This window comes from Marisediminitalea aggregata (assembly GCF_900129565.1).
GTDB lineage: Bacteria > Pseudomonadota > Gammaproteobacteria > Enterobacterales > Alteromonadaceae > Alteromonas > Alteromonas aggregata.
This window is the reverse complement of sequence record NZ_FQWD01000001.1, coordinates 399,522-412,850: the sequence shown is the minus strand read 5'-3', so window position 1 is coordinate 412,850 and position 13,329 is coordinate 399,522. Positions and strand designations below refer to the sequence as shown.

At 49.9% G+C, this 13,329-nt stretch carries 11 protein-coding genes; 3 read left to right on the top strand and 8 right to left on the bottom strand.

The window, feature by feature from the left end:
• Positions 1 to 124 precede the first annotated feature (124 nt).
• A complete protein-coding gene (locus BUB81_RS01685) occupies positions 125 to 1,411 on the top strand; it encodes an ammonium transporter (protein WP_073317272.1) in 1,287 nt (428 codons plus the stop codon).
• Between the two features lie 100 nt (positions 1,412 to 1,511).
• On the opposite strand, the gene BUB81_RS01680 is transcribed toward BUB81_RS01685, so the two are convergent.
• Genes BUB81_RS01680 through uvrA form a run of 3 tightly spaced genes read right to left on the bottom strand, consistent with a single transcriptional unit; the run spans position 1,512 to position 5,447 of the window.
• Positions 1,512 to 2,204, bottom strand: a complete 693-nt coding sequence (locus BUB81_RS01680; protein WP_073317269.1) for a 2OG-Fe(II) oxygenase — start codon at positions 2,202 to 2,204, stop codon at positions 1,512 to 1,514.
• Between the two features lie 5 nt (positions 2,205 to 2,209).
• Positions 2,210 to 2,614 (bottom strand): acyl-CoA thioesterase, encoded by a 405-nt coding sequence (locus BUB81_RS01675; RefSeq protein WP_073317266.1) that lies wholly within the window; start codon positions 2,612 to 2,614, stop codon positions 2,210 to 2,212.
• A 1-nt stretch (position 2,615) separates the two neighbouring features.
• A complete protein-coding gene (uvrA, locus tag BUB81_RS01670) occupies positions 2,616 to 5,447 on the bottom strand; it encodes an excinuclease ABC subunit UvrA (RefSeq protein ID WP_073317263.1) in 2,832 nt (943 codons plus the stop codon).
• Positions 5,448 to 5,623: 176 nt separating this feature from the next.
• On the opposite strand from uvrA, the gene BUB81_RS01665 reads away from it, so the two are divergent.
• Positions 5,624 to 6,967 carry an MFS transporter gene (locus BUB81_RS01665; protein ID WP_073317260.1) on the top strand — a complete coding sequence of 448 codons (1,344 nt, stop codon included), beginning with the start codon at positions 5,624 to 5,626 and terminating at the stop codon, positions 6,965 to 6,967.
• 7 nt (positions 6,968 to 6,974) lie between these two features.
• Here BUB81_RS01665 and BUB81_RS01660 read toward each other — a convergent pair whose 3' ends face one another.
• From BUB81_RS01660 to BUB81_RS01650, 3 genes are all read right to left on the bottom strand, one after another.
• Positions 6,975 to 7,436 (bottom strand): NfeD family protein, encoded by a 462-nt coding sequence (locus BUB81_RS01660; protein ID WP_073317257.1) that lies wholly within the window; start codon positions 7,434 to 7,436, stop codon positions 6,975 to 6,977.
• Positions 7,437 to 7,441: 5 nt separating this feature from the next.
• Entirely contained in the window at positions 7,442 to 8,377 is a 936-nt protein-coding gene (locus BUB81_RS01655; protein WP_073317254.1) for an SPFH domain-containing protein, read from the bottom strand.
• Positions 8,378 to 8,515: 138 nt separating this feature from the next.
• Positions 8,516 to 8,923 (bottom strand): VOC family protein, encoded by a 408-nt coding sequence (locus BUB81_RS01650; RefSeq protein ID WP_073317251.1) that lies wholly within the window; start codon positions 8,921 to 8,923, stop codon positions 8,516 to 8,518.
• Between the two features lie 204 nt (positions 8,924 to 9,127).
• On the opposite strand from BUB81_RS01650, the gene tkt reads away from it, so the two are divergent.
• Positions 9,128 to 11,122 carry a transketolase gene (gene tkt / locus BUB81_RS01645; RefSeq protein ID WP_073317248.1) on the top strand — a complete coding sequence of 665 codons (1,995 nt, stop codon included), beginning with the start codon at positions 9,128 to 9,130 and terminating at the stop codon, positions 11,120 to 11,122.
• Positions 11,123 to 11,175: 53 nt separating this feature from the next.
• Here the strand turns inward: tkt and BUB81_RS01640 are convergent, their stop codons facing one another.
• Together BUB81_RS01640 and tal are read right to left on the bottom strand one after the other, a co-directional pair.
• Positions 11,176 to 12,135, bottom strand: coding sequence for a S41 family peptidase (locus BUB81_RS01640; RefSeq protein ID WP_073317245.1), 960 nt, complete (start codon positions 12,133 to 12,135; stop codon positions 11,176 to 11,178).
• A gap of 134 nt (positions 12,136 to 12,269) precedes the next feature.
• A complete protein-coding gene (tal, locus tag BUB81_RS01635) occupies positions 12,270 to 13,220 on the bottom strand; it encodes a transaldolase (RefSeq protein ID WP_073317242.1) in 951 nt (316 codons plus the stop codon).
• Positions 13,221 to 13,329: the final 109 nt, after the last annotated feature.

Genomic DNA, 13,329 nt, shown 5'->3' with positions numbered 1-13,329 from the left:
AACGCGCGGCACGGAACGAGGTTTTGATGTGTTTTCACTGAGAATGCCACGGCCCACAAAAATAAAATAAGCGCCAATAAGGCGTAAAAATCCAAAACTCATTTTTACAATTCAGGACAACAATATGCGTAACTGGCTTTTAGCTGTTGCTTTACTTTTGCCGTGCTCGGCATTTGCGCAGGAAACCGCAGACAGCGGCGACACTGCATGGATCCTTACCTCTACCGCACTCGTGTTATTTATGACGTTACCCGGCTTGTCGTTTTTTTACGGTGGCCTGGTTCGCAGTAAAAACGTGCTGTCGGTCCTTATGCAGTGTTTTGCTATTGCATGTGGTGCGTCACTCATTTGGCTGATTGCCGGTTACAGCCTGGCGTTTACCGAGGGCAATAGCTTTATTGGGGATCTGTCGAAGGTGTTCCTTGATGGCGTGACTAAAGAGAGCCTGTCGGGCACTATTCCTGAGCCACTGTTTTTTATGTTCCAACTGACCTTTGCCGTTATTACCCCGGCGTTAATGGTGGGCGGCTTTGCTGAACGCATGAAGTTCTCGTCTGTGTTGATTTTCGCCCTGGTTTGGCTTGTGCTTGTTTATTTACCTGTGTGTCACTGGGTGTGGGGCGGCGGCTGGCTGGCCGAAATGGGCCTGTTAGACTTTGCTGGTGGCACGGTGGTGCATATTACAGCCGGTGTGGGCGCCTTGGTCGCAGCGCTGGTGATTGGTAACCGCAATGGTTACGGCAGTGCGTCACTTATTCCACACAACCTTACGATGACGGTCGGTGGCGCGGGTATGCTATGGGTTGGCTGGTTTGGCTTTAATGGCGGCAGTGCTGTGGCAGCAAATGGTGATGCGTCTATGGCTATGCTGGTAACACACATCAGTGCGGCAACGGGTTCTCTTGCCTGGATGACGCTGGAATGGTTGAAATACGGCAAACCTTCGGTACTGGGTATTGTAACGGGTATGGTGGCGGGCTTGGGTACCATTACCCCTGCCTCAGGTTTTGTTAGCCCGGCAGCTGGCCTGGTCATTGGTTTATCTGCTGGTGTGATTTGCTTCTACTGTACCGTGCTAATTAAACAGAAGTGGAAAATCGACGACTCGCTGGACGTATTCCCGGTGCACGGTGTCGGCGGTATTTTAGGTACATTGCTGGCAGGCGTATTCTGTTCACCTGATTTGGGGCTGTTCAGCGGCTACGGCTTCGGTGGTGACAATGCCAGTATTGGTGATCAGGTAACCGTGCAAACCATCGGTATCGTTAGCGTATTTGTTTACACTGCGGTGGTCTCCTGGATTCTGCTTAAAGTGGTCTCTGTGTTAACCAAAGGCCTGCGTGTAGACACGGAAACTGAGCATCAGGGTCTGGATATTTCTAGCCACGATGAGCGTGGTTACAACTTGTAATTCAGTACAGGTTGAAGAGATAAAACAATGCACCGCTAGCCGGTGCATTGTTGTTTTAGAAGGGAGCTACTTGTTTTATGTGCTGAAGGCGCTCTAATCGTTAGCCATACAACTGCTCTGCGCGATTAAACAATACCCATGAAGTCAGAATATATTTGTCGTCAGAGACCGGGATTTGGCCCCTGTGGGTGTGGGTGAAATACGCGGGAGCAATGACCATGCGGCCGGCTTTGGGCTGAATGGACGCATCCTGGTAGTAAAAATCCGTGCTACCGCCTTCTTCCACGTCATTCAGATAAAACATGAACAGTAGAATACGGTGCAGCGCTTCATTGTGCTGGGCCTGCGGATACACTTCTGAATGCCAGTAAGGGTAACCGCCATTGCCTTTTTCATAGCGCTGGGCATTGATGTCACCCATTCGGAAAAGGTGCTGAATGAGCATGGGTAATTGTGGCAGGCCGAGGGTTTCAAAATTCTCTGCCGTGAGCTTAACCGGCTGGCCAGTGGTCGGTTCAGGAAGGGTTAAACCCAACGGGCCGACTATCGCAAAATAATACTTTTTCAGGTAATTAAAAATCCCGTTGCTGCAGGCTTCAAATACGGCCTGGTGATGGGCTTTGAATTCCGGGTTTTGTGAGAATGACACATCCATTGAGCGCTTTTTGTCGGTATCCACACCACCGCCGGTGCGTCCTGGTGCCAGTTTCTGACTGGTATCAAAGGTATCGATAATGTCCCTGCACAACTGTACAGGTAGGGCGTTATCAATCACTTCAATGAATGTTGTCATACTACTTACTCATGATCTTCCGGCAGCAGGTGTTCACTTAGCGCGGCTCGAATGTTGTCGGGGATTGCTGCTGTTTTCTGTGTCTCATAATTGTAGTGCACCATGGTGGTAGTGCCAGAATTACAGCGCTTACCGCTCTGCCATGCTTCCTGATAGGCCTCAAAAGAGCTGTTGCCGATACGCTTCACCCAGGTTTTGATTGTAACCGGCTCACCATAGAAAATTTGCGCATGAAAATCGACCTGATAGCTGGCCAGTATTAACGGCCAGCTGTCCAGCGCCAGGGTAGGGGTAAACATTTCGAATAATGGAGTGCGGGCTTCTTCAAACCACACCACCATTACAGTATTGCCCACGTGACCTGCGCCATCGGTTTCACTGAAGCGCACATTGGTTGTCATTTCAAACATACTACACCTGCTTTAATAGCGGTTTTAAGAAACGGCCGGTGTGCGATACCGCACTTTCTGCGATGTCTTCCGGGGTGCCTTCGGCAATGATTTGTCCACCACCAGAACCGCCTTCAGGGCCGAGATCCACTAAGTAATCCGCGGTCTTGATGACGTCTAGGTTATGCTCAATGACCACCACGGTATTGCCGTGATCGCGCAGGCGGTGCAGCATGGCCAGCAACTGTTTGATGTCGTGGAAGTGCAGGCCAGTGGTTGGCTCGTCCAGAATGTACAGAGTTTGGCCGGTATCGCGCTTAGACAGTTCTTTGGCTAGCTTCACGCGCTGTGCTTCACCACCTGATAACGTGGTGGCGGCCTGACCCAAGCGGATATAAGACAAACCGACATCCATGAGTGTTTGCAGTTTACGGGCAATGGCGGGAATCGGGTCGAAGAACTCGCGGGCGTCTTCAACGGTCATTTCCAGTACTTCGTGGATGTTTTTGTCTTTGTATTTTATTTCCAGTGTTTCGCGGTTGTAGCGCTTGCCTTTACACACGTCACACGGCACGTACACGTCGGGCAGGAAGTGCATCTCAACTTTGATAACGCCGTCACCCTGACAGGCTTCACAGCGTCCGCCTTTCACGTTGAAACTAAAGCGTCCTGGCTTGTAACCGCGTGAGCGGGCTTCCTGAGTGCCAGCAAACATTTCACGAATAGGCGTGAAAATGCCGGCATACGTGGCTGGGTTTGAGCGTGGGGTACGACCAATCGGGCTCTGATCGATATCGACCACTTTGTCGAGCTTATCCAGGCCGGTCATTGACTTGTACGGCGCGGGTTCGCTGGTAGTCGCATTGTTCAGTTCACGGTGCGCAATGCGGTAAAAGGTGTCGTTGATCAGGGTAGATTTACCCGAACCAGACACACCCGTAATACAGGTCATCACACCCACCGGGATACGCAAATTTACGTTTTTCAGGTTGTTGCCAGTGGCGCCTTTTAATTCCAGCCACTGATCGTCTTTGGCTTTATTACGTTCAGCAGGTACTTCAATTTTTTCGCGTCCGGACAGGTACTTTCCGGTTAACGAGTCTTCGTTACTGAGGATGTCATCCAGACTACCCTGCGCAATGATCTGACCGCCGTGAACACCGGCGCCCGGACCGATATCAATAATGTAATCCGCTTCTTTGATGGCGTCTTCGTCGTGTTCTACCACCAGTACCGTGTTACCCAGGTCGCGCAAATGGGTAAGGGTTTTTAACAGGCGTTCGTTATCACGCTGGTGCAATCCAATTGAGGGTTCGTCGAGTACATACATCACCCCAACAAGACCCGCACCAATCTGACTTGCCAGACGAATTCGCTGGGCTTCTCCACCAGAGAGGGTGTCGGCACTGCGGGACAGGGTCAGGTAGTTCAGACCGACGTTAACCAGGAAGCGTAAACGGTCGAGGATTTCTTTTAATATCTTGTCGGCGATTTGGGCGCGTTGCCCCGACAAATTCAAATGCTCGAAAAAGTCATAAGCGCCGGCAATCGACATTTCAGCAATGGCCGGCAAGTTGGTGTCTTCAATAAACACGTGGCGGGCTTCCGTACGCAAGCGGGTGCCGCCACAGCTATTACAGGGTTGCTGGCTTAAAAACTTAGAGAGTTCTTCGCGTACGGTATTCGATTCCGTTTCCCGGTAGCGGCGCTCCATGTTTGGAATGATGCCCTCGAACGGATGCTTGCGCTCCATGATGTCGCCGCGATCGTTGATATAGCGGAAACTAATGGATTTGCCTTTAGAGCCATAAAGTACGATGTTCCTGTGCTCGTCAGACAACTCACCCAATGGTACGGTAAGGCTGAAACCATAATGGTCGGCAACCGCCTGAAGCATCTGGAAATAATAGTAGCTGCGCTTGTCCCAACCACGGATTGCACCACCAGACAGGCTCAGTTCGTCATTGGTGACCACTTTAAACGGGTCGAAGAACTGGCGCGTGCCCAGACCATCACAGGTACCGCATGCACCAGCCGGGTTGTTGAACGAGAACAAACGCGGTTCAAGCTCACTGATGCTATAACCACAATGCGGGCAGGCAAAGTTAGCCGAGAAGATAATCTCAGGTGTATCCGGTTCGTCCATATACGCTACTTTGGCGTTACCTGCAGACAGCGCCAGCGCGGTTTCGAAACTTTCTGCCAGACGTAATTGTAGGTCGTCACGCACTTTGAAGCGGTCGATAACCACTTCAATAGTGTGCTTTTTATGCAAATCCAGTTCAGGTGGATCCGACAGGTCACACACGTCACCGTCAATACGCGCCCGAATATAGCCCTGGGCAGCTAATGACTGCAGGGTTTTAACGTGTTCACCCTTACGGTTTTGCACTACCGGCGCTAGCAGCATCAGCTTGGTGCCTTCCGGCAATTCCAATACCCGGTCGACCATTTGAGAAATGGTTTGTGCATCCAGTGCCACGTCGTGATCCGGGCAGCGAGGTGTGCCAACACGGGCAAACATCAAACGCAGATAATCGTATATCTCGGTAATCGTACCCACGGTTGAACGCGGGTTGTGCGAAGTGGATTTTTGCTCAATGGATATAGCGGGCGACAAGCCTTCGATGTGATCAACATCGGGCTTTTCCATCATCGACAAAAATTGGCGGGCGTAAGCCGACAGCGATTCAACGTAACGACGCTGACCTTCAGCATACAGCGTATCAAACGCCAGGGAAGATTTTCCTGAGCCTGACAGTCCGGTGATCACCACCAGTTTGTCACGAGGAATAGTGATATCGATGTTTTTCAGATTGTGGGTGCGGGCACCGCGAACTTCTATGTTATCCATTCGAACCTGATTGCGAGACAAAAGAAACAGTATGCCATAGTCGGCGACCTCTTGAATATGCCACTTTGCCGAAATCAGATCAGTCTGTGTATACAAAGGCCGGGTGGTAGGTACACTGCAGCAAAATGTGCTACACTGCGCGCCCCTTTTAATCGAGCAACAGAGAATCTACTGCCTTGAATGCCTTAGAAGTCCGGGCCGCTTGTACACTAGCGCTGGTTTACGTATTGCGTATGTTAGGGTTGTTTATGGTCATGCCTGTGCTGGCCGTTGCCGCAACGCAGTTCCCTGATTATTCCCCCATGATGGTAGGCATTGCCATTGGTGGGTACGGACTTACTCAGGCCGCGTTGCAAATTCCCATGGGGATGATGTCTGATCGCTGGGGACGCAAGCCTGTAATATTGCTCGGTCTTACGGTATTTGCCCTTGGCAGTATTGTTGCTGCGATGGCCGACACCATGGCCTGGATGATTGCCGGGCGCGTGCTTCAAGGCGCAGGCGCGATTGCCGGGGCTATCATGGCGCTGGCGACGGATGTGGCTCGCGAACAACAGCGCGCCAAAGTCATGGCGATCATCGGCATTGCTATCGGATTTTCTTTCTACATAGCTGTATTAATCGGCCCTGTCATTGCCGACAGTTGGGGTATTGCTGGCATCTTCTGGGTAACCGGCGTTCTGGCTTTGGCCTGCCTGCCTTTAGTGAAATGGGCCGTACCAAACAGCCCGCAGCGGGTAAGCGCTGAAACCCTCCCGCGTGGCGATCAGGTCTGGGCCATGTTTACCTCGTCACAGCTATGGCGGCTGAATGTCAGCGTGATGCTGCTGCATATGATGATCACCCTGTTGTTTGTACAGATTCCGCTGTCGCTGGTTTCGCTGGGTATGGCACTGGATAGCCACTGGTCGTTGTATTTACCCGTATTGTTGGTGTCTGTGGTACTGCTGGCGGGTATGATGCGCAGTAGTCGCGGCAAGGCGCCAAAAAGCATGCTAATGTCTGCCATTGTAATGCTGCTTATCGCGTTTGCTATGCTGGGAAGTGGAATGCTTAACTGGTGGCTAGTGGTTACAGCCATGGTGGTGTTTTTTACCGGTTTTAACTATTTAGAGGCAAATTTGCCTGCGTTAGTGTCCAGCATAGCTCCTGCGGGTCAGAAGGGCACTGCAATGGGTATTTATGCCAGCTTCCAGTTCTTTGGTGCTTTTCTGGGTGGTGTTGTATCGGGTTCTCTTGCCATAGCGTTTGGTTCTCAGGGCGCCTACATCAGCGGTATCATCGTGGCTGTTTTGTGGGGGGGCATTATGATGGGACTACGCACAACCGATAAGTTCAAACGCGTTACATTATCGCTGGATAAAGCCATTCAACCTACTTCTGATCAGGTGCATTCGTTGGAAGAACAGGCGGGTGTTATTGAATGCGCAGTCGATGCGCAACAGGGCCTGCTTTTCTTAAAAGTCGATGGTGACTTTAAAGAACTTGAGGCCCGCGCCCTTATTAAACAATGGGGCTAATGTAGTGTCAGGCGTTCGAAGCCGGCACAACGTAAAAGACGCCTACTTCTACATTAACCACTTCTACTTCGGTGCCGGCATCAATGGGTTGCGTGCTTTTTACCGTCCATTGAATACCTGAATAAGCATGGGTGGTTGTCGACGCCGGGCCGATGGCTTCTGTAATAACAAACCGAACACCGTTGAAGTCGCTGGTAACCGGTTTCTTTTCTACCTGCTTTTGCATTTGTTGTAGTGGGCGGTATAACACTGCAGCAGACAGCGCTGTAATCACTCCCACACTGATCATGGCATTCAGGTATGTCGCTGGCACAATATCCAGATAAAACAGCCCTGATGTAATCAGTGCAGCAATGCCCACAAACAGCAGTACAAACGTAGCGAAGCCCAATACGGCAATCTCGATAGCCAGCAGCAATAACCCTATTACTGCCAGTGTGGATGCCAGGTTGTCTGATAACCAGTCCATACCCGTTACTCTTTGTTCATTTTATTGATGATAGCCATGGCTTGTGTGACTAAGCTGGCCGCTTCGGTTGAACCATCGGGTAACAACACAATAGACGATTCCCGGGCAATTGCTTGTTTAGCTTCAATGGCTTTAGTGGCCAAATCCAGCTGAATGGCTTTTTGACCTTCTTCGGTATCGGCGGCTTCACCGACTTTGCGCAGTGCTTCTGCTTGTGCCTCAGCAACGGCAAGAATGGCCTGGGCTTCACCTTCGGCTTTTAATACCTGCTCCGCCTTGTCGGCTTCGGCGGCCAGTACTACAGACTGTTTGGCACCTTCTGCGCGGTTAATGGCTGCCTGACGATCACCCTCTGATTCCAAAATTTGCGCCCGCTTTACCCGCTCTGCTTTCATCTGGGCTTCCATGGCTTCCATTACAGAATTGGGCGGCACAATGTCCTTAATTTCATAGCGAAGTACCTGAATACCCCAGGGGCCGCTGGCTTCATTAATTGAGGTCACTATGTTGGTATTTAACTGGTCGCGCTCTTCAAAGGTTTTATCCAGCTCCATTTTACCCAGCTCTGAACGCATGGTGGTTTGCGCCAATTGAGTAACAGCAAATACATAGTCGTCTACGCCATAAGTGGCCTTGTACGGATCAAGTACGCGAAAATACAGTACGCCGTCTACATGCAGCGAAATGTTGTCTTTGGTAATGGCGCTCTGCTCAGGCACGTCTACGGCCTGTTCTTTCAATGAGCGATCGGCGGCTACTCGGTCGATAAACGGAAAGATAAAGTTTAAACCCGCTTCTTTGGTTGATTGGTATTTACCGAATCGTTCAATCACGTAGGCGCGGTTTTGTGGTACGAACTTGATGGAGATTTTCAGTAATATCACCACCAAAACCAGTACGAATAACTGGGGAGTAACAATGTAATCGAGTAATACTTCCATGCTCAACATCCTCTTGTTTTCTTAACCCTGGAACAGGGCAGGCAGTTGAAGCATATACGATATTGATTACTTTAAACAATCTCTACTGTACGAAATAAGCGTTTGAAAGTGGAAGGTGTGACCAACGGCGCGAACCGCCTATTCCTCGTCTTTTACCTGCAGTAAATCCCACTTGTTGCCATACAGGTCTTCGAAAATAGCAACGGTGCCATAATCCTCATCGCGCGGGGTTTCTATGAAGTTCACACCTTTGCTTTGCATGCTTTTGTAATCCCGCCAGAAATCATTGGTTTGCAGTACGAACAAAACCTGATCGCCTGCCTGTTTACCCACTACCATTTCGTCCAGTTTGGATTGCGCCAGATTTACCATGATGCCGGTATTGGATAAACCAGGTGGATGTAATAATACCCATCGGATGCCATTGTCATGGGCCTCATTAGCCAGTAAGTCGAAATTCAGCTTTTCAGTGAAGAATGCAATGGCTTCATCGTAGTCAGTGACCAGTATCCCTACGGCATTAATGCTTTGAATTCTTTCACTCATGCTTCGGTCTCCGCTGAAAATTAAAAGTAATATCGGCTAACGGTTTGACTAACATAGCGAATTAGCACAGCGGGTGAAAGTAGCCATTTACGGAAATATGCATAATTGGTAGTAATTTACCGGGTTTTGTCACTTAGCGGTTGTGTTTAACACACAGTTCACATTATTATTTGTACTATAATAGTAATTAAAGGTGAGTGACGCATGTCTACAATTCAACGCTCTGCCAATGCCATCCGCATGTTGGCAGTAGATGCAATTCAAAAAGCAAAATCCGGCCACCCTGGCGCGCCAATGGGAATGGCTGACATTGCCACTGTCTTATGGCAACAGTTTTATCAGCACAACCCGGGCAACCCGAAATGGGCAAACCGCGACCGTTTTGTCTTATCGAATGGGCATGCTTCCATGTTGCAGTATGCGCTGCTACATTTAAGTGGTTACGACTTGCCTGTAGAAGAACTTAAGCAATTCCGTCAGTTGCACTCAAAAACGCCGGGCCACCCTGAATATGGCTACACCGAAGGCGTTGAAACCACAACGGGTCCGTTAGGAGCGGGTATTGCCAATGCCGTGGGTATGGCAATTGCTGAGAAAACCCTGGCAGGGCAGTTTAACCGTGAAGGTTTCCCGCTTGTTGACCACTACACATATTGCTTCTTGGGCGATGGCTGCCTGATGGAAGGTATCTCCCACGAAGCCTGTTCACTGGCTGGTACGTTGGGCCTGGGTAAGTTGGTTGCTTTCTGGGATGACAACGGTATTTCTATTGATGGCCACGTTGAAGGCTGGTTTACCGACAACACGCCAGCGCGCTTTGAAGCCTACGGCTGGCACGTCATCAAAGATATCGATGGTCATGACGAAGCTGCATTGAAAGCGGCGATTGAGGTGGCGCAGTCGGTAACGGATAAACCCACACTGATTTGCTGTAAAACCCTGATTGGTTTTGGTTCACCGAATAAATCAGGTAGCCATGACTGTCACGGTTCGCCTTTAGGGGATGATGAAGTGGCGGAAGTACGCAAGCAACTGGATTGGCCATATGCGCCATTTGAAGTACCAGAAGACGTGTACGCTCAGTGGGATGCAAACGAGAAAGGTGCTGAAGCGGAAGCGCAATGGAACAAGCTGTTTGAGGAATACGCCGCTGCTTATCCTGATTTAGCCAAATCTTTCAAGCGCCGTGTTATTGAACAGGCACTACCTGCGGACTTTAACGAGAAAGCAGACGCTTTTGTGCGCCAGTGTCAGGCAGATATGCAGGATATGGCCACTCGTAAAGCGTCGCAAAATGCGATTGGATTCTTTGCTAATCAATTGCCAGAAATCATTGGTGGCTCTGCGGATCTGGCTGGCTCAAACTTAACACTGTGGCCACAAGCCAAAGGTCTTCAGGACGATGCAGCCGGTAACTACATATTCTATGGTGTGCGTGAATTCGGCATGAGTGCTATCATGAACGGCATTGCATTGCACGGTGGGTTTATCCCATTCGGCGCGACCTTCCTGATGTTTATGGAATACGCGCGCAACGCGGTACGTATGGCGGCGTTAATGAAAGCAAAGTCTATCTTTGTGTACACCCACGACTCCATCGGTCAGGGGGAAGACGGCCCAACGCACCAGCCTATCGAACAACTGGCTAACTTACGCTTAACGCCGAACCTGACTACCTGGCGTCCGTGTGACACGGTCGAAGCCGCAGAAGCCTGGCGCCAGGCTCTAGTCAAGCAGGATGGCCCAAGCGCGTTAGTCTTTACCCGTCAGGGTACCAAGACGCAGGCACGTAGCGAAAGCCAACTGGCTGACGTTGCAAAAGGCGGTTATGTATTAAAAGACTGCGCAGGCAAAGCTGACATTGTGTTGATTGCAACGGGTTCTGAAGTGTCACTGGCCGTCGATGCCGCAACGGCACTGGGTGAGCAAGGTGTGGGTGCACGAGTTGTCTCCATGCCAAGTACTGAGCAATTTGATGCGCAGTCAGCAGAGTATAAGCTAAGCGTATTGCCTGCGGGTACGGTTAAACTGGCTGTTGAAGCCGCGCATACCGACTTCTGGTACAAATACGTCGGCCTGGACGGTGATGTCGTTGGCATGCAAACCTTTGGTGAGTCTGCACCAGGTGGTGAATTGCTGAAACACTTCGGCTTTACCGTTGACAACGTAGTAGCAAAAGCCAAGGCGTTGCTTGCGTAAAATAACTAGTAATATTGAAAAGCCTGCGTGATGCAGGCTTTTTTTTATGGATGTTATTTATTGCCAGCCAGCTTCTCACGAAGAAGTGAAATTGCCGTCTCCAGCGCAACATCTTCACTAACCTGAATGTCGGGTGCAACGCCTACACCTTCCCAGTTGGAATGGGTTATCGGGTTTATCGCTTTTCTGGTGGGGATCCCAATCCTGTAATCGTATCCCGGAATAGTAAACCACCTCCAGGGATTGGCGCCGCCTTTGCTGGTTTCTCCAACAATAGTGGCGCGGTTCAGTTGTTGTAGATTGTAAGCAAATTCCTCGGCTGCTGAGAAGGTCTCGTGACTAGTCAGTATATAAAGCGGTATGGTTTCTAAATGATCGTTGTCTATATCTTCGCTGGTATAGAAGTGATGCCAGCTGTTTGATGTGCGGGTGTAAAATGAATTCATGTGGACACGGCCATTTAAAAAGTAGCTGCTCAGCCAACTTACCATTTCGCCACTACCGCCTCCATTTTGGCGTAAGTCAATAATCAGCCCTTCGGCATGTGTGAAGGTGTTCATGACGTTTTGTACTTTTAACCTGGACTCTCTCGTAAGCTGGGCAAAGCCCCAGAAGTTGACATAACCAATATTGGACTCGATAACGTCATAGTGAGTAAAGCCATACTCGTCCTGTTCCAGGCGTTCGAACCAACTAGGCGCTTTGGCTACATGTGCGGGCGTCTCAGGAGACAGATATTCAACGGTAAAATGTTTATCGAAGCGGGTTAAATACTCAGTGAGTATGTCTGCAACAGCAGCTTGGTCCTGTATATCTGATATGTCTGGAAAGTGAGATTTTAACTCGTTGGCTAAACCCGGTTCGATATAGTGTGTATCAATCTTGGTGAGAATCGCGTCCGACAAGGTGGTTGAATAACTGAAAGGCGAGAACAGCAATCCGGCTAGCAGACATTGTTTAAGATTTATTGCTATGCGTTGGGCTACAAAGCGTTTTTTTGGTGTAAAGGTCATTGTTTGGCACAATTAAGTTTCAATGTACCTTAATACATAATGCCAATCAGGTGAAATAGCGGTAAAAAGTGATGTAATTAAAAAGCCCCGGACGTTGAAAAACAACCGGGGGGTTTATTTATTAAACGCTGACGTTACGCCAAATCAGCCAGCATGGCTTCCAGGGTTACCTGGTCTTTAGCGAACTGGCGAATACCTTCTGCCAGTTTGTCGTTCGCCATTTGCTCTTCGTTCATATCCCAGCGGAACGCCTGCTCGGTTAATGCAGCAGGGGCGGGCTTAGGCGAATCAACCGGGTTCAGTTTACGTTCAAGCTTGCCTTCTGTATTGGCCAGTTCATCCAGCAGTGCAGGACTGATGGTTAAGCGATCACAACCTGCCAGTTCCTGAATTTCACTGATGTTGCGGAAGCTCGCGCCCATTACGATAGTGTCGTAACCGTGAGTCTTGAAGTAGTCGTAAATACGGCTAACCGACTTCACACCCGGATCATTGGCACCGGTAAAGTCCTCATCTGGCTGGTTGGCTTTGTACCAGTCCAGGATTCGGCCAACGAATGGCGAAATCAGAAATGCTCCCGCTTCGGCACTGGCGCGAGCCTGAGCAAATGAAAATACCAACGTAACGTTGGTTTTGATGCCCTGAGACTCAAGAATGCGCGCAGCCTGAATACCTTCCCAGGTCGCGGCGATTTTGATCAGTACGCGACTGGTATCGATGCCCTGGTCACGGTACAGCGCCAGCAGGTGATTGGCCTTTTCTACAGTCGCCATAGTGTCAAAAGACAAACGGGCATCCACCTCAGTAGATACATACCCTGGTACCTGTTCCATTAATTTACTACCGATTGACACTGCCAGCTTGTCTGCAGCTGCACCGGCAACATCTGTCACATTGTCCTGGGCTGCAGCCCATTGCACCGCTTCAGCTGCTAAAGGGCGATACTTTTCGATTTGTACTGCTTTTAAGAGCAGTGAAGGATTCGTTGTTGCGTCTTGTGGCTGATAGCGTTTGATGGCTTCAAAGTCACCGGTGTCAGCCACTACAGTCGTCATGGCCTTTAATTGATCGAGTTGGGTCGTCATAGCATTTTCCATTCAACGGTTAAAACAGACTGGCGCGGTATCACAGCTTTCCACTGGCAACATGAGCGCCAGCTATTGCATTAAGTGATGAAAAACTAGCCACCACACC

What these genes read in the sequence shown, in the direction of transcription:
- BUB81_RS01685 (WP_073317272.1), top strand. Translation starts at nt 125, where the DNA reads ATGCGTAACTGGCTTTTAGCTGTTGCTTTACTTTTGCCGTGCTCGGCA.
- BUB81_RS01680 (WP_073317269.1), bottom strand. Translation starts at nt 2,204, where the DNA reads ATGACAACATTCATTGAAGTGATTGATAACGCCCTACCTGTACAGTTG.
- BUB81_RS01675 (WP_073317266.1), bottom strand. Translation starts at nt 2,614, where the DNA reads ATGTTTGAAATGACAACCAATGTGCGCTTCAGTGAAACCGATGGCGCA.
- uvrA (WP_073317263.1), bottom strand. Translation starts at nt 5,447, where the DNA reads ATGGATAACATAGAAGTTCGCGGTGCCCGCACCCACAATCTGAAAAAC.
- BUB81_RS01660 (WP_073317257.1), bottom strand. Translation starts at nt 7,436, where the DNA reads ATGGACTGGTTATCAGACAACCTGGCATCCACACTGGCAGTAATAGGG.
- BUB81_RS01655 (WP_073317254.1), bottom strand. Translation starts at nt 8,377, where the DNA reads ATGGAAGTATTACTCGATTACATTGTTACTCCCCAGTTATTCGTACTG.
- BUB81_RS01650 (WP_073317251.1), bottom strand. Translation starts at nt 8,923, where the DNA reads ATGAGTGAAAGAATTCAAAGCATTAATGCCGTAGGGATACTGGTCACT.
- tkt (WP_073317248.1), top strand. Translation starts at nt 9,128, where the DNA reads ATGTCTACAATTCAACGCTCTGCCAATGCCATCCGCATGTTGGCAGTA.
- BUB81_RS01640 (WP_073317245.1), bottom strand. Translation starts at nt 12,135, where the DNA reads ATGACCTTTACACCAAAAAAACGCTTTGTAGCCCAACGCATAGCAATA.
- tal (WP_073317242.1), bottom strand. Translation starts at nt 13,220, where the DNA reads ATGACGACCCAACTCGATCAATTAAAGGCCATGACGACTGTAGTGGCT.